This window comes from Paenibacillus sp. FSL R5-0527 (genome assembly GCF_038008055.1).
GTDB classification, from domain to species: Bacteria; Bacillota; Bacilli; order Paenibacillales; family Paenibacillaceae; genus Fontibacillus; species Fontibacillus macerans.
Genome location: NZ_JBBOYI010000001.1, coordinates 3,704,894 through 3,725,431, shown reverse-complemented (window position 1 = coordinate 3,725,431; position 20,538 = coordinate 3,704,894). Strand labels below are relative to the sequence as shown.

Here is a 20,538-nt window from a genome sequence, read left to right as displayed (position 1 = left end):
GAGGCGTTTAATGTTTCAGTACAGCAATCAAACTTATGAAGGAGTAAACTTTGGCACACAAGATTTAAAATACGGCGAACTCAGCGGCTGCACATTTCACCGCTGCTCATTTTCTAACGGATCACTGGACGAGATTGTGTCGGGCAACTGCCGTTTCGTGGAGTGCGATTTTCGCGGGGCGTCTTTAAACGGTTCGATTCATAAAGAATCCGCTTTTGTAAATTGCAACTTTCACGGCGCCGATCTGTTTGTTGCCAAATTCGACACTTGCAAAATGACCGGTTCGGATTTTTCCGGCTGCCATATGGATGGGATTACGATTCTGCAAGGTGATTGGTCCTATACAAATTTACGGCATGCCCGTCTGGTAAAACAGGACTTGCGCGGGGTTAAATTTTACGAAGCGGACTTGTCCGGAGCCAACCTGGAGAAAACCGATTTAAGAGATTGCGATCTGACGATGGCTGTGCTTGCCAAAGCAAAACTGCAGGGTGCCGATATCCGGGGAGCCAAAATGGAAGGCGTGGATTTCAAGACCTTTGATGTTACCGGGTTAAAAATGGACAGGGAGCAGTCCGTTTTGTTTTCGCATTGCTACGGAGCCAAGATAGGTTAAACTGGGGCAGCTAAAATTCCCCCGGGCGGCAAGGCCGCTGGGGGTACAAGATTTTCATAGCCCTCTATGCCGAATGACTTCGGAAAATGCTTGAAAAGCTTTCGTGGTATATACGTTTTTATTCCGGATAAACGATGCGCTCGATTTTCTATACGCTTCGGGAATGGGGCAAGTATGCAAAGAGGCATATTCGCCTTTTTTAACATAGGAAGGAAGTATGGTATAAGCAAGTCCGGAACGTACGCAACTGAGAAGCGTTTCAAGGGAACTGATTTCGATGACGTTCGTCAGTTCGAGGCCAGATGCCGCCAACCATTTTTCCAGGACGGAGCGGAAAGGGCATCCCGAAGGAGACACCGCCCATCTCATCTTGTCTAGAGGCGGCTCTTGTCCAAGGGCTTGCCCGCCAAGCATTATGAGTTCAAGCTCAAGCTCGTATTCCTGTTCAAAATGAGAAACGTCGTAATCCCCGATAATAAAAGCGCCGTCCAGCTTGTGATTCTTTAATAACCGCATAAGTTCGTCCGGCACTCCCGTTTTGATGGATACCGTAACGTCGGGATACTGGGTTTGAAATTCCGACAGAACGGAAATGAAGTTGCCGCAAGTTACCGTTTCCGCAACTCCGATCGTCAATGATCCACTCGGAAAATCAGTGTCCTGGACCACTCTGACGGCCTCATCGGACAGATTTACAATCGTTTTCGCATACTCCAAAAAAGCCTGTCCTTTTTCCGTCAGCATCACTCCCCTTGCCAACCGATGAAATAATGCGGTGCCCAGTTCGGCTTCCAGTTTTCGTATTCTGGCGGTCAGATTCGACTGTACATACCCTAGCACTGCCGCGGCTCTGGTTATACTGGCTTCCTCCGCCGTGCAGATAAAAAGCTTTAAATCCGATAACTCCACGCTGCCCCCTCCATCCCATCACCATTTTTGATGTTTATATCATTTCTCTTCATTTTACATGATTACTTGATCTTCTTATACTAAATTCGAAATAATATAAGGGAGGTTTCCCAGGATCATGTCAAAAACAAAAAAGCTGCTAGTCTTAATCGGCAGCCCTCGAAGGGAAGGCAACAGCGCCGCTTTGGCCCAAGCGGTACAGCGCGGTGCGGAAGCGGCTGGAGCTCAGGTACATGTCAGATTTATCGACGACTACGTCTCGGGTTTTCTCCGCGACTGCAGAAGCTGCCGGTTGCCGGATGGGGAATGTTCGAATCGGGATCGTTATCGTGAGTTATTGTTCGATGAATATCTTCCTGCGGAGGGGATTGTGTTTTGCACTCCAGTTTACTGGTACGGGGTATCGGCGCAAACGAAAGCGTTTTTGGACCGCATGTTTTGTTATTACTCAGCTTCCTATCCGGCATCCCAGGATGTGATTGCGCGGATGTCCCGCAAGCGTATCGGGCTTGCGCTGGCTTCGGAAGAGACCTATCCCGGGGCCTCGCTGGGAATCGTTCACCAAATTCAGGAATTCTCACGGTACACGCATTCCGCCTTTGTCGGGGTGGTTCGCGGCATTGGAAACAGCAGTGGCGAGGTGGTACGGGACCCGGAATCTCCCCTATCGGCCGCCGAAAAGTTAGGGCGCGATCTGTTCGTCCGAACGTATTCGGATTACAGACTGGATACCGTCAGGGGAAGTAAGATTTGGGAGTGAGCCGGCGGCAGGAACGGCTTCCCGCTCCCGCCGGAGGGGCCATAGCTCAGCTCTGCTGATACACCGTGGCCGTCAGCATATCCTCAGGACATATGAACATATAGAAAATACCCTCCCCTAAATTGAAATCCGCCCAGTCCACCTGACCGATAAATCTCATCCGCTTGTCGCAGCAAGGGCAATCCGGGTACTCGGCGTCCTGAACCCAGCTCGGGTGTCCGCCGATTTGGGAATCCTTCTGGGCCAGCGTCCAAAGCGAAGCATGGTACGGGGAGCGCGGCTCGGAGGAAAGGACCGGTTTCAACCCGGGCACCACGACGCTGTCCTCGGGATCAAAAAACGGTAGATAGTCTGGTTCCTCATTAAAACGGCTCCAGACCGGCGCACCCTGGCCATCTAACTCCATGTAAATGATCCCGAAGCAGCCGCAGCGTTCGCAGGTTTCGACTTGCAAGCGTTCCTGCGGCAAGCCGAGATACGAGAGGGCCGGATGGGAGGCGTCCGCATCCATCAGCGTCGTCAGCTTCCCGCCGCACCACGGGCAGCCGGTTTCGCTTGTTGTCAGAAAACGGGCAGCGGATGCGGCCGCAGCAGGTTCCTTCGGCGCATCCGTTAATTTAATCGCATAGTTCAAGCTATGGACCAGATCGCGCCGTTCCCCGTCCGCGGTTAGCTCCCAACCTGCATAAAGGGCGTATATTTCTGGCGCGACGTACAGACGTTCCGTCCATTGCGGCGGGTTCAGCCGCCATTCGTAGAATCGGCCGACGACTATGGGGTCGCCAATCCAGGCCAAGCCCAGCAAAATCTGATTCCGGTTTCCGTCATCCCCTTCCACCTGTTCAAGCAGCAGATCCCGGAGTTCAGGCAGCGCATCCTTGAATACCATCGCGGGATCGTAAACCCCGAGTTCCAACAGTATAGGCAGACAGCCGGCAATATTTTCATTCCGGTAACACACCAGGGACGACAAAATATCCATACCCGTGTCCTGATCGTCTGCGCCCAGCAGTTCAACGGCGTACTCCAACATGCGATTCGCCTCTTCGCCTGTTAAGGATACGTAAAGTTCCTCCTTGCTCAACGGATACGGCACATATTGAATCAGCGGGTCATACCGCCTCGGCGCATGCATCAGTTTGAGAATGTCCACGCGGTCCGTGAGCCCCTCGTATAAATTCACCGTTCTGCGGTGCTGCTCAATATAGGCTTGCTCTTTCTGCCGTGCCTGCCACTGATGGCAGGGCATGCAAAATCCGCCCGTTTTGGCGGCCGTGGCCGGCAAGATCGTCGCCCTGCAGCCTTCCGTTTTGCACGGAATTCGTTCCGTCATGATCGTTTCACCTCTACAGCGATGCCGGGTAACGGGTATCGGCTTTGACCAGCTTCGTGTTATCGATCCCGAAATGGCGGGCGAATTTAGCGCCGGCCCTGTCCCGGGCATCGAAAGAAGTTTCCTCCTCCGTCTGCATCAACAAGGCCGGCTGATTATTTTTGTCCAAAATCCCGCTAATATAGGCAGGTCTGTCAACTTTTAAATCCGCTTCAAAGATCGGGAGCGGCTGGTCGTTATCGAAGCTGCCGTGTACCTCCATGAGTCTGACCGGCCTGGCGGAAAGCAGGTCCGGACTATTCAAGTGAACCGTATCAAGCTCCCCCTCCTTCACCTGTGCCAGATACAATGCCGAGTCCGGCGTTTCTCCCGTAATAATCAGCCTTCCAAGCCATGAATACACACCCGAGCTTAAATATCCGTGAACCTGCAACGTACCTTGAGCAAGCTCATCATGAGAGATTTTTTTCATCCTGTTTTCTCTCCCCTATCCAATCGTTGTTACCACATTACCTTCCTGATCTTTGATATGCGTTTTTACGACTTGAATAACCATTCCTTTTAAGGAAGAAAGCTTAACCGTCGCTGCCTCCGGCTGCATTTGCCCGGCGAGTTCGGCGACGGACGCCTCGTCCAGCCGCAGCACAACCTCATCTTCCCCGGCTTCGAATCCGGCCTGATCCCCCGGTTTCAGGACGACCTGGATCCCCTGGCCCACCAGAGTAAGATCCTTGCCCTTAAGGATCCGGCCCCGGATCAGCTTCCCGACAACCCCGGCCTGTTTCGCTCCAAGCGTAAGTGCAGCCGGCGTTTTGCCGAACAAGCGGTTTTTCCCCGGTTCCCAAGCGAGCTGATCGACAAACAAAAAGCCGGTGCTCGAGCCGTCCCGCTCCATTCCGTTTTGCACTGCTTCGGCAATCGCCGGAACCTCCAGCACGGAATCGCGCGATAAATCCGTGACGAGACCGGGCAGATGCCCCTCGCACGCCTTCAGCATCCCCCGCGTATTCCACGCCTGCATCGCCTCCAGCTCATCGCCCGTGATGCCGATCATTTGCAGAAACTCGACCTTTCCGTTCGGCGTATCGATCTCCGGGAGCTCCGGGTCCCAAGTAAAAGCCAGCGCGGTCAGCTTCGTATCGTCGCCGGCACAGATCGGACCGTTGGCATCCAAATAATCGCCCGCGCGGAACACATTTCCGCTTCTGAACACGTACCGCCCCATATTTTGCAGCAGATTCAGCGCCCAGGCCGGCGGTTCCTCCTCATCCTCCCCGCGCGTCAAGCGGAAGGTCAGCTCGAAACCGTACCCGCTGTATTCGGCATCTTCCGACTCCTTCCCGTACAGCTCGGAGAAACCGAAAGTGACAAAATGCCAATGCGGAACCGGCTTTTCCGCCTTATAGGCGCTGATCCCGTCCAGCGGGTCCGGACCTCCCAGCACATATTTAATCAGCGTGCCGTAATGCTGCGGCTCCTGATCCCCGTAAATCTGCTGCATTTGCGCTTCTATAGCGTCCCAGCCGGTCGTAACCACTTCTTCTTCGCTCATTTTTTTCCTCCAAAAATAAAGTTGATTCCCACTATTAATATGTATAAAAATCAAAGGATGGGGTCCCCTATATTCCATAGACGGATCATATAAAGGAAGGGATTTCCATAGCCTGCTGATGTATTAGTATAAGGCTATGCGCTATGTATGATCAATTAACGAGGTCGCCGGGAAGGAGAAAGGATTCCTTGGACCTATCGCATATAAGTCCGTGATCCCCATTTAAAATTCGCGGTAAATAGTTCCAATGACGCAATTTTGTGAAAAACCTGTTTTAGGATTACATGATAAACCCTCCTCACTATTTCGGCCTATGCTTCTTTCTATCCCTCGGTTGCTATTGTTCGCCCCTTCAGCCCGCTTGACCGCCCGAGGCCAATCCGTTCGGCTCAACCGGCTTGCTCAGCCAGTGCTCATCGGTTTGCACATGGTTTTGGCGCACGAACTTGGCGGCGGAACGTTTGAAGTCCTCGTAGGCGAATGCCGAAGTCAGACGCACGACATATCCTTCCTGCTCGCCGCCGCAGCGCGACCGCTTCGTGTAGCACGCTTTGGCCGCCTCCTCGCTCCAGGGTCCGCGGTACAGGACAGGAACATGAGGAATGCCCAGCTTGGCCGCCCAAGCTTCGGTTTCATCCCAGGACAGGCAAATATTGCGCTCGTTCCACACCGAAAAGAGCATGAAGTAACCGGGCAAGGATGAATACGCCAGCGAATGTTTGGCGTACACGTTTTCCCCGCACAGCCGGTAACCGTCCGGGATCAGATAACGGATTCCCCCATGCAGCGTTTTGACGTAATGCCGGGAGGGATGGTCTTTGCTGTCCAGCGATCGGGCGTGCAGAAAATCCGCATACATCGTCGTATTTTCCCCGTCCATTTTCTCGGTGATAACCACTTCCCGGCCGGCAAAATGCGCGGTGCTCCGCAATATTTTATCGTCGTCCGTATAGCTTCTCGACCAGGGCAGATGCAGCGTTTTCGGATATTTCATTCTCAAGGAAATCCCCCCTTTCTCTTTTATTTGCCGTACGTGTCCGCTTCCGCGAAGAAATACAGCTCCGCCAGCAGATGCCCGCCCAGCAAATGATAAATCCTGGACGCTCCGGCATCCCCGCCGTGCAAAATTTCCATATGGAAGCTGACCATGTTTACGACGCGCAGAATAAAATCATCGTCATATCCCAGCTCCTTCAGCACATGGCAGGCGATCCCCGCCGATACATGCTCGTGGCCGTAATACGAATAATAGCCCCGGGCCGGCTTCCACACCTTGCAGAACGGTTTGCCCGCATCATGGAACAGCGCCGCAAGCTGCATCTGCAGCAGGTGTTCCCCTTCGTAAAAGACGTTGATATATTCCAGCACGGCGTAAGTGTGTTCGGACAGCGTTTTGGAATGGTACGGGTTCTCCTGGTCATACCCCAGCATGGCCGCGAAATAAGGAGAAGCGCGCAGATACCCGAACAGCTCATCATGATGCGGCTTGCTCGCCAGCAGCCGCTCCAGTCCGGCCCTGTCCAGCTTTACGTCGGCTGGCGTGTGGACGAGATGCAAACGTTCGAAGCCTTCGCCCAGGACGGGAAATTCAAAGTTTTTGGCATACTTCTCCAGCACCTTGTCTTCGATCTTGCGTTTTCTCGCCCGAATCCTTTCCCTGGCGATCTCGTAAGGAGTGGCGCAGATATGGCATTCTACGGGGACATCCTTGAATTTCTGCAGAAATTGCACCCGCCGGTCCCGGCCGACATTGGTCGCGTCGAACACGACATTTCTTCCCGCCGCCAACGCCTGTTCGATCTCCGCATGGGCCTGCTGAAACACCAGGTACGTGTTTTTTTGCCTGGCTTCGCTGCCGAACAATCTCTCCCGGATGGAATCCGTCGCCACCAGTACGGCGCGGTGCCGCTTGCAGCACTCCTTGGCGTAATGGCTTTTGCCGCTGCCCGGAATCCCGGCCAGCATGTATACGGTACTCATCGTCATCACCTCCTTTCACCAAGTAATATGATGTATATCGGCAAAAAGTTGCGGAATATGTGCAAAATACGCCTATTTTCCCATAACAAAAAGGCGGATAAATGCTATAAACGCATGAATCCGCCGATAGGAATCCCGCCGTTAGGGAGCGAAACCGTTTTGTGCCCGGAATGCCCTACTGCACTAGCGACAGCCAGGCCCGCTGATTTCTCCAGTCGACCTGCACGTGGGTTTCGAATAAAGCCGACAACCGCTCGCCGTTAATCACCTCCGGGGTTCTTCCCGCGGCAAATACGCTGCCCTTGCGAAGCAGCAAGGTGTGCGTAAATTCAGGCAGTATTTCCTCCACATGATGCGTCACATACAGAAGCGTGGGCGCATCCTCCTGGTTCGCCAGTTTGGCGATCGCTTGCAGCAGCGATTCCCTGGACAAAATGTCCAGTCCGTTGCAGGCTTCGTCCAAAATCAGCAGCTCCGGCGAAGCCATCAGCGCTCTGGCGATCAGGAGCTTTTGTTTTTCGCCTTGCGAACAGGTTTGGTACCCGCGGTTGACGAGGTGTCCGCAGCCGAGCGTTTCCATCAGATGCACGGCTTTTTGAATATGCTCTTCCGCCGGCTTATCGAATAACCCGATCGATGCGTGCAGCCCGCTGATCACCAGATACTGCGCTTTTTCGCCCGGGTGAATCCGTTCCTGGAACGACGAGCTTACCCAGCCGATCCGTTTGCGCAGCTCCCGCAAATCGACCGTCCCGTAGCGATGGCCCAGCACGGAAATCTCTCCCTGCGTCGGCCAAAGATAGCCGGTGATCATATTCAGCAGCGTCGTTTTTCCCGAACCGTTCAATCCCAGGATCGCCCAATGCTCCCCTTTGCGGACCGTCCAGTTGATGTCTTTTAAAATGATTTTTTGCTCGCGTCTCCAAAGAACGTCATTGATCTCAATCCGAGTAGTCATAACCAGTTCCTCCTATGCATTTGGGGTAATCGCGGCTTCGATCGCTGCCGGCTTCAACCGTAACGCGGCATCCGTCGGAAGAAACGCGGCGAGCAGACCGATCAGCGGCAGGTAGGCGCAAATTTGAATGACGAACGTAATGCTCGTATGGTCGGCCAAAGCGCCGAGCACAACCGATCCCAAGCCGCCGAGGCCAAAAGCGAGGCCGAAAAACAGCCCCGAAACGGTGCCCACTTTCCCCGGCAGCAGTTCCTGCGCGTAAACGATAATCACGGAAAAGCCCGAAAGTAAAATAAATCCGATAAAAAAGCATAACACCGCGGACCAGAACGGATTGGCGAAAGGAAGCAGCATCGAAAAAGGCGCCGTGCCCAAAATCGAGAACCAGATCATGTTGCGCCGGCCGAACCGGTCCGCCAGCGGCCCTCCGGCAAAGGTCCCCAGCGCTCCGGCGACCAGCAGCACAAACAGCATAACTTGCGCTTGCCCCGTGGTTAGTCCGTGTTTTTCAATGAGGTAAAACGCATAAAAACCGGTCATGCTGGCCATGTATACGAATTTTGAAAACAGCAGCATAATCAGAATTCCGATGGCATAAGCCACTTTCGCTGCGGGCAGCCGGTTTTCCTTTGGAAGCGTCTCTTTTTTCTTTACGGCTTGCCCCTGAATATACCCCCGATACCAACGAGCAACGTAAATTTGCACGATAATCGCGGCCAGCGCGGCCAACGTAAACCATATGATGCCAAACTGCCCGAGCGGGACGAAAATCAAGGCCGTAAACACCGGAGCCAAAGCCTGCCCGACGTTCCCCCCGGTTTGAAAGATGGATTGGGCCAGCCCTTTGCGGGGTCCGGCCGCCAGATGAGCGACCCGGGAAGCTTCCGGATGAAGCACCGAAGAACCGACTCCAATGAGAACAACCGACAAAATGACCTGCCAAAAATCGGAGGCGAAAGCCAAAACAACCATGCCGAGCAAAGAAAACACGACGCCGGCGGGCAGCAAAAAAGGTTTCGGTTTCGCATCCGTGTATAACCCGATCAGCGGTTGAAACATGGAAGCCGTGATGTTCAAAGTAAAGGCGATCCAACCGATTTGCGTATAACTTAACTGCAGCGATTGTTGCAGAACCGGGAATATCGCGGGAATAACGGATTGAATCGAGTCGTTCAGCAGATGAACCAGGCTGACCGAAAATAATATGGAGTATACGGTGGTGGCTTGCCATGTTAAAGATTTCATTGTTCTCCTCCGATCAAAAACATCTCATCATCAGATGTTTGAATGCAAAAAAAATAGTTTACAGCTCGGCAATCGTGCCTTCCAGATTAAGGAGCGTCCACTTTACGGCAAGCTCCGGGTCCTGCTGCTTGATCGCCTCGTACAGCTGCTCGTGATAATAAGAATGCGGATCATGCGAACCGTATTCCTTGTTTAATTTGCGCAGGGCGTCGGACAGCACCTCGGAAAAGGTGCGGAACAAATCGATAATCACGCCGTTTTTGCTGGCGATCGCCACGGCCATGTGAAACTCGATATCGGATTTGGCGTAGAGCTCCCGGTCGTTTTGCTGCAGCGCCAAGCCGCGCTCGTCCAAATGTTTGCGCATGTTGCGCAGATCCTCTTCGTCGCGGCGGAGAGCGGCCAATCGGGAAATCTCCAGCTCCAGCATCTTCCTTGCCTCGTACACCTCCATAAGCTCCGCGCGATGCAGGCGCTGCACAAGGGGCTCCTGGATAACCGGACTGGCCTTGAGATAAGTCCCGAACCCTTGTTTCTTCTCCAGCAGTCCGGCGTGCACCAGGACGCGGATCGCTTCCCGGATCGTGGACCGCCCTACCCCGAACATCTCCATCAGCTCCGGCTCCGTCGGAATTTTATCTCCGGGCCGGATATCCCCCGTTGAAATTTTAAGCTGCAATTGATTGACGACATCATCCACTAGCTTGTGATGGCTAATTGTCTTAAACGACAATTTATCATTCATCTGATCATCTCCTGTTTATGAAGTTTATCACATGGCTAAACATCGCACAACAAAAAATTCCAGACTTATGGACGATGCAATCCTTTGGCCGCTTCCGCCCGGAATTGTCCCGGCGTTTGTCCCGTCCATTTTTTAAAGGCGCTGTGAAACGCGCTTGGTTCCGAATAGTGAAGCAGATAGGCGATCTCGCTGATGGAATATTCGCTTTGGCGCAAATGGGCCTTGGCCATGCTGAAAATAAGTTCTTAATCAAGATGATATCACACATATCGCATCCCATCGTTAGGAGGTACCAACCTTTGATTTAAGCCGCATGTCATTTGAGCCAAATTTAAAATACGGATACCGGAAAAGAATGGAGCTGGAAGAGGATCTGGTCAAAGCGCAGGAGTTGATTCGCTGGGCGGATCATCTCGTCTTCGTTTACCCGATCTGGTGGGGAACGATGCCGGCCGTGCTTAAGGGATTTTTCGATCGCGTGTTTTTGCCCGGCTTCGCTTATAAATACCGCGACAATTCCCCGCTTTGGGATAAGCTGCTGAAGGGGAAAACCGCGCATTTGCTCGTCACTATGGACACCCCGCCCTGGTACAACCGGTGGATATACAGGCGGGCCGGGCATCAAGTGATGAAGCGCAATATTTTAGGCTTCTGCGGCATCAAAACGGTGCGCATTACGGAATTCAGCCCGGTGTCATCCTCGACGGAAGCCATGCGCGCCAAGTGGCTCGAGAAATCAAGGAAGCTTGGAGCATCGCTTGCTTGAACTCATAACAGGGGCCGTTGATCCAAGCTTAGCCTCATGGAACAGAAATGAGTATAATGGTGAAGAAGCCTATTATATTACATGATTACATGGTGAGCTGTTCGATAGAGGAGTTATATTATGATAAAAACGATTTCTGATATCGCCCGCATGGCGGGCGTGGCCAAAAGCACGGTTTCCCGTTATTTGAACGGCGGACCGGTCAGCGAGAAGACGCGGCGGAAAATTGAGCATATCATCAAAGAGCAAAATTATGTCCCCAACACCTTTGCCCAAAGCCTGAAAGCAAAGAAAACCAATTTTATCGGCACCGTGGTTCCGCGCCTCGATTCCTTCGCTACTTCGCAAACCTTGATCGGGATCGATGAAGCACTGCGGAGCAATCATTACCAAATGCTGATTTCGAATACGAGTCAGGACATGGACCGGGAAATTGAAGCGATCTATGATTTTGCCCGGCAAAAAATCTCGGGTATTATCCTGTTGGCCGCTCAAGTTACGGAAGCCCATTTAACGGCGATCAAGCAGATCGACATCCCCGTAATTCTGGTAGGACAGAAAAATGATCAAATTCACAGCCTGATTCACGACGACAAACAGGCCGGACGGTTGATGGGGCGGCATGTCTTAAGCAAGGGCCACCGGAAGATCGTCTATTTGGGAGTTACCGAAAAAGATGAGGCTGTCGGCATACGCAGAAAGGAAGGCATTAAAGAAGCTTTGGCCGCCTGTCCGGACTGTGAGGCAAGCTACCTGGAGACGAGCTTTAAAATGTCCGACGCCGTGGTCACGGCCTCCCGGCTGCTCGAAGAGACGCGGCCTTCCATCATCGTGTGCGCCACCGACAATATCGCGCTTGGCGTAATTAAAGCGGCCCATTTAAAGGGGATTCGGATTCCCGAAGAATTGTCGGTTACCGGCTTTGGCGGATACGATATCACGGAAATCATCCACCCTGCCCTGACGACGGTGAAATACCACTATTATGAGGCGGGAAAAAAAGCGGCCGACAACATCATCCAGCTTGTGAACGAGAAACCGGTGGACAAGCTGACCTTGATGGACGTTGAGCTCATCGGGCGGGAGAGCGTTGACAATTTATCATCCAATCCGTTATTATAGTCACACAGGAACCGGTTCCATCCCGAAAAGGGTGGACCGGATAAATTTTGGCATCAACTGGAACCGGTTCCGATATATTTTTTCATTGAGGTGGAACCGGTTCGGGCGCGGTTGATCCCAAGTCAGAATGGAGTACAGCAATGAAGATGACGAGAGAAGAAAAATACCGGCTGATTGCTCAGGCGAAACCCGGCGAATTGGCGGAACTCCGGCATAAAGTCAATCGCTGCGTCTGGCGGCAAAGCTACCACATCCAACCCCCGACAGGGTTGCTCAACGATCCGAACGGCTTTTCATACTATCAAGGCGAATATCACCTGTTCTATCAATGGTTCCCTCTCGGGACCGATCATGGCATGAAATATTGGTACCATACCAAGTCCGCCGATCTGGCCGCCTGGGACAGCGCGGGAATCGGCATTGAACCCGGGGGCCCTTACGATTCGCACGGCGCCTATTCGGGCAGCGCCATTGAAAAGGACGGCCGGTTGTATTTGTTGTATACGGGAAATACGCGGGATGAAGCGTGGAACAGGCATCCTTACCAATGTTTGGCCTGGATGAATGAAAGCGGTTTAATCTCCAAGCTCGGGCAGCCGGTGATCTCCTCGGTTCCTCCGGGGTATACGGACCATTTCAGGGATCCGAAGGTTTGGAAATCGGGGGACGGTTACTACTGCGTTTTCGGCGCCCAAAGAGAAGGCCGTACGGGAGCCGCGGTCCTGTACCAGTCCAGGGATCTGCTCCATTGGGAGTTTAAAGGAGAGATCAAAACCCGGCTGCCTCGTTTCGGATACATGTGGGAATGCCCGGACTATTTTGAATTGGATGATTCGGGAGTTTTGCTGTTTTGCCCCCAAGGCCTGGAAGCCGCTGGGGACAGATTCAACAACATCTACCAGACGGGTTATGTGATCGGAAAACCGCTGGATCCGTTAACCTTGGAATTCGATCACGGACCGTTTGAGGAGTTGGACCGGGGGTTTGATTTTTACGCGGCGCAGACGATGCAAGCTCCCGATGGGCGGCGCCTCCTGGTCGGCTGGATGGGGCTGCCGGACGTGGATTACCCGACGGACGAAAGCGGCTGGTCGGGCTGTTTGACGCTTCCCCGCCAACTCACGCTGCGGGACGGGAAGCTGATTCAACAGCCGGTTCCGGAGCTCGCCAAGCTGAGAAAAGCGATGCGCAGCGCCGAAGTTGCCCTAAACAACGAGACAAAACGCCTCGACGGTTTCGAAGGCATCTCCTACGAACTGATCTGTGAAGTTGCAATTGGCGATGCCGAAGCGGTTGGACTCGAGTTTCGCGCCGGCGGCCGGGAGAAGACGGTTCTGAAATACGACGGAGCCGCGAACCAAATCATCCTCGACCGCTCCTTATCGGGCAAGGCCCTGGACGAGATCAACGGAAATATCCGCCGCTGCCGCTGCCGCATGGCCGCGGGCAAGCTCAAATTTCATCTTTTCGTGGACGCGTCCTCGGTTGAAATTTTTGTCAATGATGGTGAGGAAGTGTTTACAAGCCGCATCTTCCCGGATCCCGGAAGTACGGAAATACGCTTGTTTTCTTACGGTGGAAGCGCGGAATTCCGTGTCCTCAAATGGGATATATAATTTTTGGAAAAGGGGACGAAAGCAATGTCGGAAAATCAGCAAATTGCTAAAGAAGTGATCCAGGCGGTCGGCGGCAAGGAAAACATCGCCTCTATCGCCCATTGCGCGACACGTTTGCGGATCATGGTGCTGGATAAGGACAAAATCAAGCAACAGCAAGTCGAAAATATCGATAAAGTCAAAGGCGCGTTCTTCAACTCCGGGCAATATCAAATTATTTTCGGGACAGGAACGGTCAATCGAATCTTTGAAGAAGTCGAAAAGCTTGGCATTGAGAGCACCTCGAAAGAGAATCTGAAGGCCCAGGGAAAAAAACAGGGCAATCTATTCCAGCGCGCGATCCGCACCTTCGGCGACGTATTTGTTCCGATCATTCCCGTACTGGTGGCAACCGGGCTGTTCATGGGCCTGCGCGGTTTGCTGACCCAGGAGTTGATCCTTGCCTGGTTCGGGGCGGCTCCTGAGGATATATCGCCTAACTTCCTGTTATTTACGCAAGTACTTACGGACACGGCCTTTGCCTTCCTCCCGGCCCTTGTGGCCTGGTCCGCGTTCAGAGTTTTCGGCGGAAGCCCGGTGCTGGGGATCGTGCTTGGCCTCATGCTGGTCAATCCGGCGCTTCCCAATGCCTACAGCGTGGCGGACGGTTCCGCCCACCCGCTGGTCATGTTCGGCTTTATTCCGATTGTAGGTTATCAGGGTTCCGTATTGCCGGCGTTTTTTGTCGGCTTGCTTGGAGCAAAGCTGGAGAAGTTTTTGCGCAGACGCATTCCGGAAGCGTTGGATTTGATTTTAACGCCGTTTATTACCTTGTTGATCATGATTTCGCTGGGATTGTTCGTGATCGGTCCGGTGTTCCATTCCCTAGAGGAGTGGGTGCTTCATGGAACGGTGAGCGTGCTTAACCTGCCGTTTGGCATCGCCGGTCTCGTGATAGGCTTCCTGCACCAAATTATTGTCGTTTCGGGCGTTCATCATATTTTCAATTTCCTGGAAATTCAGCTTCTCGAACAGAGCGGCAGCAATCCTTTTAACGCCATTATTACCACGGCGATGGCCGCCCAAGGAGCGGCGTGTCTGGCCGTAGGCTTGAAGACGAAAAACATGAAGCTCAAGGCGCTCGCCCTGCCATCCTCGCTGTCGGCTTTCCTGGGGATTACCGAACCCGCCATTTTCGGCGTTAATTTAAGATACATGAAGCCGTTTATTATGGGGCTGATCGGCGGAGCGGTCGGCGGTTTCCTGGCCTCGTTCTTCCATTTGGCCGGATCGGGCATGTCGATTACGGTCATCCCGGGCACGCTTCTGTACCTGAACAGTCAGCTTCCGATGTACATTTTGTCCAACGCAGCGGCAATGGCCGTCGCCTTCGCATTAACGTGGCTCTTTGGTTACAAAAACGAAGCGGTCAAAAAAGAAGGCGGGTCCGCAGCTTCTCAAGCCGCGGCGGAAGCGCCGGCCGCCAAGCCGGCCCCAGCTATTGATAAGCTGGAGATCCCCTCCCCCATCACGGGCAAGGCCGTATCCATTACGCAGGTCCCGGACCCGGCATTTGCGGAAAAGCATATGGGGGAAGGCATCGCCATCGAGCCGACGGAGGGTAAAGCGTTCGCACCTTTTGACGGAACCGTGGCCCATGTGATGGATAAAAGCAAGCATGCGGTTATTCTTGAACATGAGAGCGGCGTGCAACTGTTGATCCATATCGGCATCAATACGGTAGGATTAAAAGGAAACGGGTTTACGGCCCATGTGAACACGGGGGACAAAGTGACCAAAGGGCAGCTTCTCATCGAGTTTGACATGGATGTAATCAGAGAAGCGGGACTTCCCGTGGTTACCCCCGTGCTCATCCCTTCCGGGCTGGATTCCGTCGAACAAGTCCTTCCTTACGGGGAAGGAAACGTTACGGCGGTTCAGGATCATGTAATTACGGTAAATTTGAAAAAATAAATGTTATTCGTATTTCGGGGCGGCAAGCGGTTATAACTGCTTATCGCCCCTTGTTATTTTCAATCACGCCCGCAAGCAGCGCCAGCACCAGCCCTTGGCCCCAGCCTTGGGCCCATTTCTTGTCCACGCCGAGATAGCCTTCAATGTCCTTCATGACCGCGGTGCCGCCCGAAACGCCCTGCACCCGCCCGTTGGCGGCGATATTGGCCAAAATCCCGTCCAGCGCTCGCTGCACATATTTGCCATGCAGCGGATTGCCTTGCATCACCATCGCCGCCGCGATGCCCGCCGTCGCCGATACCTCGCCGTACGATTCCGGGTGATCGAGCACGGTGCCCCAAAGGCCATCCTCACGCTGCAGCTTTTTGATGGCGGCGAGCTGATCGCGCAAGGAGCTTCCGATATGCATAAAAGGCGGATACAAATAAGCTTCCGGCAGCACCTTTCCCACCCGGGACATCGTATAAGCGGCCCAAGCGTTGGCGCGCCCCCAGAAAATGCCGGACATGTGATCTTGGCTGATGTTGTTGTAGCCGTGGTACCAAAGTCCGGTGTCCTCGTCCTGCAGATAGTTGATATGCCAATAAAACTGGTGCAGCGCATCATCGATAAGCGCCTTCTCCCCCAGCTTCACGCCGACGCGCAGCATAAAATACGCCGCCATAAACAAGGTGTCCGCCCAGCACTGTTCGGGGAAATCGTTATTCGCCGACACCGTATGCTGCAGCACCCGATCCCCGAAGCGCAGCGCCTTATTCTGCAGGTAGTCCACCTTGCTCATAATCAGGTCGAGATATTTCCGGTCCTCCGTTTGCTCATACAGCGTTAGCAGCATGTGGCCCATCGCGCATGTGTTTACCGTCCACACCGGAAGTCCGGCCTCGATGTACTCGTCGCACCACTCGGCCATCCGCTCCAGATAGGCCTGCTCCCCGGTGGCTTCGAACGCCCGGCTGATCCCGTAATAAGCGACGCCGCACGGCCAGTCCCAAGTCAAATCCATGCCGAAGGTGTAATCCGCCACGCGCCCGATGATTTGCTTCAGCTCGGACGGGTCTGCATTCAATTTCATCGTTACCATCCCCCATAGCCGGAGCCCTGCAGGACCTTGCAAGGCTCCGAAATAAGTTTTAATGAATCGTACGTACAAATCTGAAAACGGTTGCAGTCAAATGCTGATGAATCGGCTTTTATTTAAATTTCCCCGCATCGATCGCCGCCTGCTTTTCGTCCAAAATTTCCTGATACCCGGCATCAAGATACGTTTTCTTGGCCGCCTCGTAGGTGGCGTCGAACTCGGCTTCTGGCGCGATGGCAATCTTCACGTACAGCTCCTGGAAAAGCGAGTTGAGATCGGCCTTGTATTCGTTCACCTTCTCCAGTACGACGCTATAGAGAGCGTCCGGCGTGCGGAATTCCGCATACTTGTCGTAATAGGCCAATGATTGTTCGGCCAAAGCTTCGTAACCCGGAGGCGACATGCTGCGGAGGTAGGCCTCGCGCATCTTTTCGGGATCGTCGTATTTCACGGTTTCGATGACAAGGCACCAGTAGTCTTTGTTGTTGTTTTGGGAAAGGGCCGATTCGCCTTTAAAATCCGCGTTTTTCACGGCAATGCCGTCGGCATCAAGCGTATAATTCTGGCCTTCGACGCCGTTCTGCAGGAAAAACAGATTTTCCGGCTGGCTCATCCATTCCAGGTACATCCAAACCGCGGCTCGTTCCATATCGGTGGATTCATAGTTGATCCCCATAATCATGCCGAATGGCCAGTAGGCGCGTCCCTGCGGCTTGCGTCCCTCCGGCGTTATGGCCTGAGTATCCAGGACGGCGAATTCCGCATCCGGGTTGTTCTTCAGCGTGGCGGAGATGACGTCGGTATTGCTTGAGAGGTAGAAAAAGTATGTCCCGGTCTTGCCCGCGACGAACTCGGCCTTGATTTTATTGTCGTCATCGCGCAGATAAAACTCCTTGTCAATCAAACCGTTGTTGTATTGATAGTTCAGGTTGCGCAAATAGCGCTCGGTATCGGCGGTGGTCAGATCGGCAACGCCGAGATCGGAGTAAAGCGCGCGGTATTTCTCGTCGACCGGCCAATCGCGGAAGGGGTAATTAAAGGTATAGTTGTTCTTCTTAAGGCTTTCGCCGCCGGCGCCGAGGCCCGCTTCCTTCCACTTCGCGAGCATTTCGTTAAATTTCTCAAGCGAAGTCAGGTCCTCCAATTTCATGCCGACCTTCTCCACCCAATCCTTCCGGATCAGCGCCGTAAAGCTGTCCAAGCTCGGACGCTCGCCGAAGAAAAACACGTTTTCGCCGTCTACGGCGCCATATTGTTTAATGGTGTCGCCCATGTTCTTCCAATACGTAGGGGCGTAATGGGCAATTTCATCCCAGTTCAGCTCCTGCATGACGCCCTCGCCATAGTAAGCCAGCGCCTGCGGCATATCGTAGTGGAAAATGATCTCCGGCGCTTTATGGGAGGCCAGCAGCTGCTCATAGTCCGTAACCTCGTTGCTGCGGGTGATCGGCACGTACTTAAGGGTGACGTTATACTTGTCGCCGAACTCTTTTTGTATCCAGCGCGTGTAGTAATTGTCGGTCACGTTCCAACCCTCGAACGCCCGTTCATAAACGGGAATTTCCAAAGTTACGTTTTCGGGAAAACCGGACGAGTAATCCGGATAATCGCCCTCGGCGCTGTTGTTCGCGGTTGGAGGTTGCTCGGAGGAATTGCCGTTCGGATTCGCGCTTTTGTTGCCGCCGTTCATGCAGCCTGTCAGCAACCCCAAGGTGATAAATAAAGCCAAACACAAAGAAATGATTTTCTTCTTGCCCATAGCTTACTTCCCCCCATGAAATATGTTTGAACCTTCAATTGCCAAACGCTGTTATTCCTTGACGGCCCCAAGCATTACCCCCTGGACAAAATATTTCTGGATAAAAGGATAAATGCAAAGGATCGGCAGGGTCGCGAATACGACGCACGACGCCTTCAGCACCTCGGGATTGCTCAGCGATACTTGCGTGGCCTCCAGCTGAAAGCTTTCGCTCGCCTGGATGACCAGGTAATACAATTTAAGCTGGAGCGGCCGTAAATCGACCCGTTGCTTAATGTAGAACAGCGCGTCTTGATAGGCGTTCCACCGCCCAACGGCGTAAAAGAGCGACAGCGTTGCAATGATCGGCTTGGAAAGCGGCAGAACGATGCTCCATAATATCCGGAAGTGCCCCGCGCCATCGATTCTCGCCGATTCTTCAAGGCTGGTTGGAATGCTGTTGGCGATCGCCGTCTTCATAATCAGCAGATTAAACGCACTGAACGCTTGCGGCAGAATCAGCGCCCACCAGGTATCAAGCATGCCGAGATTGCTGATCAGCATGTATTCGGGAATGATGCCGCCGCCAAAGTACAGGGTAAACATAAAGAGGAAAGTCAGCGCCGTGCGTCCCTTCAGCTGCTTTCGGGAGAGCGGGTAGGCCGCGCAGATCGTAATAATCATGCCGAGGACGGTGAACAGGACGGTTACAACCACCGAAACATACAAGGATCGCAAAATGCTGGCGTCGGCGAAAATTTTCCCGTACGCTTCCAGGGTAAACCCTTGCGGCCAGAGAAACACCTTGTTCGCTATTACAAAGGCATCGTCGCTTAAAGATTTCGCCGCGACGTGAATGAACGGCAGCAGGCAGACCAGCGAGGCCATGATCAATGCGAAACGGATCAGCACATCCCAAATGTCAAACCGCCGTTTGCGATGCGCCGCCAGCGTGTTTGTGGCTGCTTTCATATTTCGCCTCCTTTCTATAGAGCGTCTACAGCAGACCGTCTTCGCCGAGTTTTTTGGCGATACGGTCGGCTAGCAGCACGAGCGCAAGCCCGATGACGGACTGGAACAACCCGAGCGCGGTCGCGCGGCTGAAGTTGCCGCTTTCGATCCCCCACCTGTACACCAACACCGGGATGGTCGTTGTGAACTCCGTAGTGGCTTTGTTCTGCAAGGCAAAAATCCGCTCGAACGAGCCCTCCATCACCCTGCCCAGGTTCATGATCAAGAGTGTAACGATGGTCGCGCGGATCGAGGGCAGGGTGACGTTCCAGACTTTCCGCCAGCGCCCCGCGCCATCCACGGTCGCCGCCTCGTACAGCTCCGGGTTGATACCGCTCATGGCGGCCAGGTAAATGATCGTTCCCCAACCCATGCTTTGCCAGACGCCGATCGCCAAATAACTGATCAGCCAGTTGGTGTCCTCCTGCAGAAACGGGATCCGCGTGCCGCCCATCATCTCGATGACATTATTGACCACGCCGTTGCTTTCGCTCAGCAATTGATAAGCGATCGCGCCGATAATAATCCAGGACAAGAAATGCGGCAGATACAGCAGCGTCTGATTAATCCGCTTGAACTTGACGCTTTTGATCTCATTCAGCAGCAGCGCGAGCACGATGGGCATCGTGAAGCTGAACAGCAGGTCGAGCGTGTTGAGCAGCAGCGTATTGCGGACGGCGCGGCCAAAATCATGTTTGGCGAAGATTTCGGCAAACACCTCAAAGCCCACCCATTCGCTGCCCCAGAACCCCCTGGCGATTTTGTAATCCTTAAAGGCCAACACCAGCCCGGACATCGGCGCGTATTTGAACACCAGCACAAACGCCATGGGAATCAGCAGCAGCAAATAGAGCTGGCTGTCCCGCCGGAGATAAAAAGCGAATCCCCGGCTGACCGCTTTTCGGTCCGCTAAAGCGGGTTCATTATTTGAAGCGCTTTCAACTTTCACAGGTTCACCTCCCCTTACGGTATGGTCTTCCTCAAGCCATTGTCGTTCAAACCGGCAGGCGGCCCAAGCCGCCGTCGGCAATGGCGAGTTTGTGTCTCATCATACCCTTCCAACTTCGGATCGGTAAATCATGAGTTTTGATTTTTCTTATCATTTTTGATTGTTGCCCCATCATTTCTTTGTCCGTTCCGAAAAATAATCAATTTT

18 protein-coding genes and 2 pseudogenes are annotated in these 20,538 nt (G+C 53.4%); 6 read left to right on the top strand and 14 right to left on the bottom strand.

From position 1 onward, the window contains the following. The first annotated feature begins 10 nt into the window (after positions 1-10). Positions 11-616 carry a pentapeptide repeat-containing protein gene (locus NYE69_RS16295; RefSeq protein ID WP_340927035.1) on the top strand — a complete coding sequence of 202 codons (606 nt, stop codon included), beginning with the start codon at positions 11-13 and terminating at the stop codon, positions 614-616. A gap of 54 nt (positions 617-670) precedes the next feature. On the opposite strand, the gene NYE69_RS16290 is transcribed toward NYE69_RS16295, so the two are convergent. Then, positions 671-1,525: a LysR family transcriptional regulator gene (locus NYE69_RS16290; RefSeq protein ID WP_340927033.1), complete on the bottom strand. Its 855-nt coding sequence runs from the start codon at positions 1,523-1,525 to the stop codon at positions 671-673. Positions 1,526-1,643: 118 nt separating this feature from the next. On the opposite strand from NYE69_RS16290, the gene NYE69_RS16285 reads away from it, so the two are divergent. Next, on the top strand, positions 1,644-2,285 hold the full coding sequence (locus tag NYE69_RS16285; protein ID WP_340927032.1) for a flavodoxin family protein: 642 nt from the start codon (positions 1,644-1,646) through the stop codon (positions 2,283-2,285). 46 nt (positions 2,286-2,331) lie between these two features. Here the strand turns inward: NYE69_RS16285 and NYE69_RS16280 are convergent, their stop codons facing one another. From NYE69_RS16280 to NYE69_RS16240, 9 genes and pseudogenes are all read right to left on the bottom strand, one after another. Beyond that, entirely contained in the window at positions 2,332-3,618 is a 1,287-nt protein-coding gene (locus NYE69_RS16280; RefSeq protein WP_340927031.1) for a DUF1963 domain-containing protein, read from the bottom strand. A 13-nt stretch (positions 3,619-3,631) separates the two neighbouring features. Then, positions 3,632-4,090 (bottom strand): hypothetical protein, encoded by a 459-nt coding sequence (locus NYE69_RS16275; RefSeq protein WP_340927029.1) that lies wholly within the window; start codon positions 4,088-4,090, stop codon positions 3,632-3,634. A gap of 15 nt (positions 4,091-4,105) precedes the next feature. Continuing rightward, positions 4,106-5,170 carry a suppressor of fused domain protein gene (locus NYE69_RS16270; protein ID WP_340927028.1) on the bottom strand — a complete coding sequence of 355 codons (1,065 nt, stop codon included), beginning with the start codon at positions 5,168-5,170 and terminating at the stop codon, positions 4,106-4,108. A 352-nt stretch (positions 5,171-5,522) separates the two neighbouring features. Next, positions 5,523-6,164: an RNA ligase family protein gene (locus NYE69_RS16265; protein WP_423804281.1), complete on the bottom strand. Its 642-nt coding sequence runs from the start codon at positions 6,162-6,164 to the stop codon at positions 5,523-5,525. Between the two features lie 26 nt (positions 6,165-6,190). Then, positions 6,191-7,150: an AAA family ATPase gene (locus tag NYE69_RS16260; RefSeq protein WP_340927027.1), complete on the bottom strand. Its 960-nt coding sequence runs from the start codon at positions 7,148-7,150 to the stop codon at positions 6,191-6,193. Positions 7,151-7,325: 175 nt separating this feature from the next. Beyond that, a complete protein-coding gene (locus tag NYE69_RS16255) occupies positions 7,326-8,108 on the bottom strand; it encodes an ABC transporter ATP-binding protein (protein WP_340927026.1) in 783 nt (260 codons plus the stop codon). Positions 8,109-8,120: 12 nt separating this feature from the next. Further along, a complete protein-coding gene (locus tag NYE69_RS16250) occupies positions 8,121-9,353 on the bottom strand; it encodes an MFS transporter (RefSeq protein WP_340927025.1) in 1,233 nt (410 codons plus the stop codon). Between the two features lie 58 nt (positions 9,354-9,411). Further along, on the bottom strand, positions 9,412-10,098 hold the full coding sequence (locus NYE69_RS16245; RefSeq protein WP_278740015.1) for a FadR/GntR family transcriptional regulator: 687 nt from the start codon (positions 10,096-10,098) through the stop codon (positions 9,412-9,414). A 65-nt stretch (positions 10,099-10,163) separates the two neighbouring features. After that, positions 10,164-10,328: pseudogene (locus NYE69_RS16240) on the bottom strand (helix-turn-helix domain-containing protein); the annotation flags it as partial. Positions 10,329-10,384: 56 nt separating this feature from the next. Here NYE69_RS16240 and NYE69_RS16235 point away from each other — a divergent pair. The 4 genes and pseudogenes from NYE69_RS16235 to NYE69_RS16220 form a co-directional block, all read left to right on the top strand. Further along, positions 10,385-10,864: pseudogene (locus NYE69_RS16235) on the top strand (NAD(P)H-dependent oxidoreductase); the annotation flags it as partial. A 120-nt stretch (positions 10,865-10,984) separates the two neighbouring features. Then, positions 10,985-11,986 carry a LacI family DNA-binding transcriptional regulator gene (locus NYE69_RS16230; RefSeq protein ID WP_328271113.1) on the top strand — a complete coding sequence of 334 codons (1,002 nt, stop codon included), beginning with the start codon at positions 10,985-10,987 and terminating at the stop codon, positions 11,984-11,986. Between the two features lie 140 nt (positions 11,987-12,126). Then, positions 12,127-13,602 (top strand): glycoside hydrolase family 32 protein, encoded by a 1,476-nt coding sequence (locus tag NYE69_RS16225; protein WP_340927022.1) that lies wholly within the window; start codon positions 12,127-12,129, stop codon positions 13,600-13,602. 24 nt (positions 13,603-13,626) lie between these two features. After that, positions 13,627-15,555 (top strand): sucrose-specific PTS transporter subunit IIBC, encoded by a 1,929-nt coding sequence (locus tag NYE69_RS16220; RefSeq protein WP_340927020.1) that lies wholly within the window; start codon positions 13,627-13,629, stop codon positions 15,553-15,555. Between the two features lie 40 nt (positions 15,556-15,595). Here the strand turns inward: NYE69_RS16220 and NYE69_RS16215 are convergent, their stop codons facing one another. The 4 genes from NYE69_RS16215 to NYE69_RS16200 all read right to left on the bottom strand — a co-directional run bounded on the left by NYE69_RS16215 (position 15,596) and on the right by NYE69_RS16200 (position 20,331). Continuing rightward, positions 15,596-16,627: a glycoside hydrolase family 88/105 protein gene (locus NYE69_RS16215; RefSeq protein ID WP_340927019.1), complete on the bottom strand. Its 1,032-nt coding sequence runs from the start codon at positions 16,625-16,627 to the stop codon at positions 15,596-15,598. A gap of 118 nt (positions 16,628-16,745) precedes the next feature. After that, positions 16,746-18,392: an ABC transporter substrate-binding protein gene (locus NYE69_RS16210; RefSeq protein ID WP_340927018.1), complete on the bottom strand. Its 1,647-nt coding sequence runs from the start codon at positions 18,390-18,392 to the stop codon at positions 16,746-16,748. A gap of 51 nt (positions 18,393-18,443) precedes the next feature. After that, complete coding sequence (locus NYE69_RS16205; protein ID WP_340927017.1) at positions 18,444-19,343, bottom strand: carbohydrate ABC transporter permease; 900 nt, start codon at positions 19,341-19,343, stop codon at positions 18,444-18,446. A gap of 25 nt (positions 19,344-19,368) precedes the next feature. Further along, positions 19,369-20,331 carry an ABC transporter permease gene (locus tag NYE69_RS16200; protein ID WP_340927016.1) on the bottom strand — a complete coding sequence of 321 codons (963 nt, stop codon included), beginning with the start codon at positions 20,329-20,331 and terminating at the stop codon, positions 19,369-19,371. Between the last annotated feature and the right edge of the window lie 207 nt (positions 20,332-20,538).

Coding starts and splice junctions, on each gene's coding strand:
- NYE69_RS16295 (WP_340927035.1), top strand. CDS start 11: ATGTTTCAGTACAGCAATCAAACTTATGAAGGAGTAAACTTTGGCACA.
- NYE69_RS16285 (WP_340927032.1), top strand. CDS start 1,644: ATGTCAAAAACAAAAAAGCTGCTAGTCTTAATCGGCAGCCCTCGAAGG.
- NYE69_RS16280 (WP_340927031.1), bottom strand. CDS start 3,618: ATGACGGAACGAATTCCGTGCAAAACGGAAGGCTGCAGGGCGACGATC.
- NYE69_RS16275 (WP_340927029.1), bottom strand. CDS start 4,090: ATGAAAAAAATCTCTCATGATGAGCTTGCTCAAGGTACGTTGCAGGTT.
- NYE69_RS16270 (WP_340927028.1), bottom strand. CDS start 5,170: ATGAGCGAAGAAGAAGTGGTTACGACCGGCTGGGACGCTATAGAAGCG.
- NYE69_RS16265 (WP_423804281.1), bottom strand. CDS start 6,164: ATGAAATATCCGAAAACGCTGCATCTGCCCTGGTCGAGAAGCTATACG.
- NYE69_RS16260 (WP_340927027.1), bottom strand. CDS start 7,150: ATGAGTACCGTATACATGCTGGCCGGGATTCCGGGCAGCGGCAAAAGC.
- NYE69_RS16255 (WP_340927026.1), bottom strand. CDS start 8,108: ATGACTACTCGGATTGAGATCAATGACGTTCTTTGGAGACGCGAGCAA.
- NYE69_RS16250 (WP_340927025.1), bottom strand. CDS start 9,353: ATGAAATCTTTAACATGGCAAGCCACCACCGTATACTCCATATTATTT.
- NYE69_RS16245 (WP_278740015.1), bottom strand. CDS start 10,098: ATGAATGATAAATTGTCGTTTAAGACAATTAGCCATCACAAGCTAGTG.
- NYE69_RS16230 (WP_328271113.1), top strand. CDS start 10,985: ATGATAAAAACGATTTCTGATATCGCCCGCATGGCGGGCGTGGCCAAA.
- NYE69_RS16225 (WP_340927022.1), top strand. CDS start 12,127: ATGAAGATGACGAGAGAAGAAAAATACCGGCTGATTGCTCAGGCGAAA.
- NYE69_RS16220 (WP_340927020.1), top strand. CDS start 13,627: ATGTCGGAAAATCAGCAAATTGCTAAAGAAGTGATCCAGGCGGTCGGC.
- NYE69_RS16215 (WP_340927019.1), bottom strand. CDS start 16,627: ATGAAATTGAATGCAGACCCGTCCGAGCTGAAGCAAATCATCGGGCGC.
- NYE69_RS16210 (WP_340927018.1), bottom strand. CDS start 18,392: ATGGGCAAGAAGAAAATCATTTCTTTGTGTTTGGCTTTATTTATCACC.
- NYE69_RS16205 (WP_340927017.1), bottom strand. CDS start 19,343: ATGAAAGCAGCCACAAACACGCTGGCGGCGCATCGCAAACGGCGGTTT.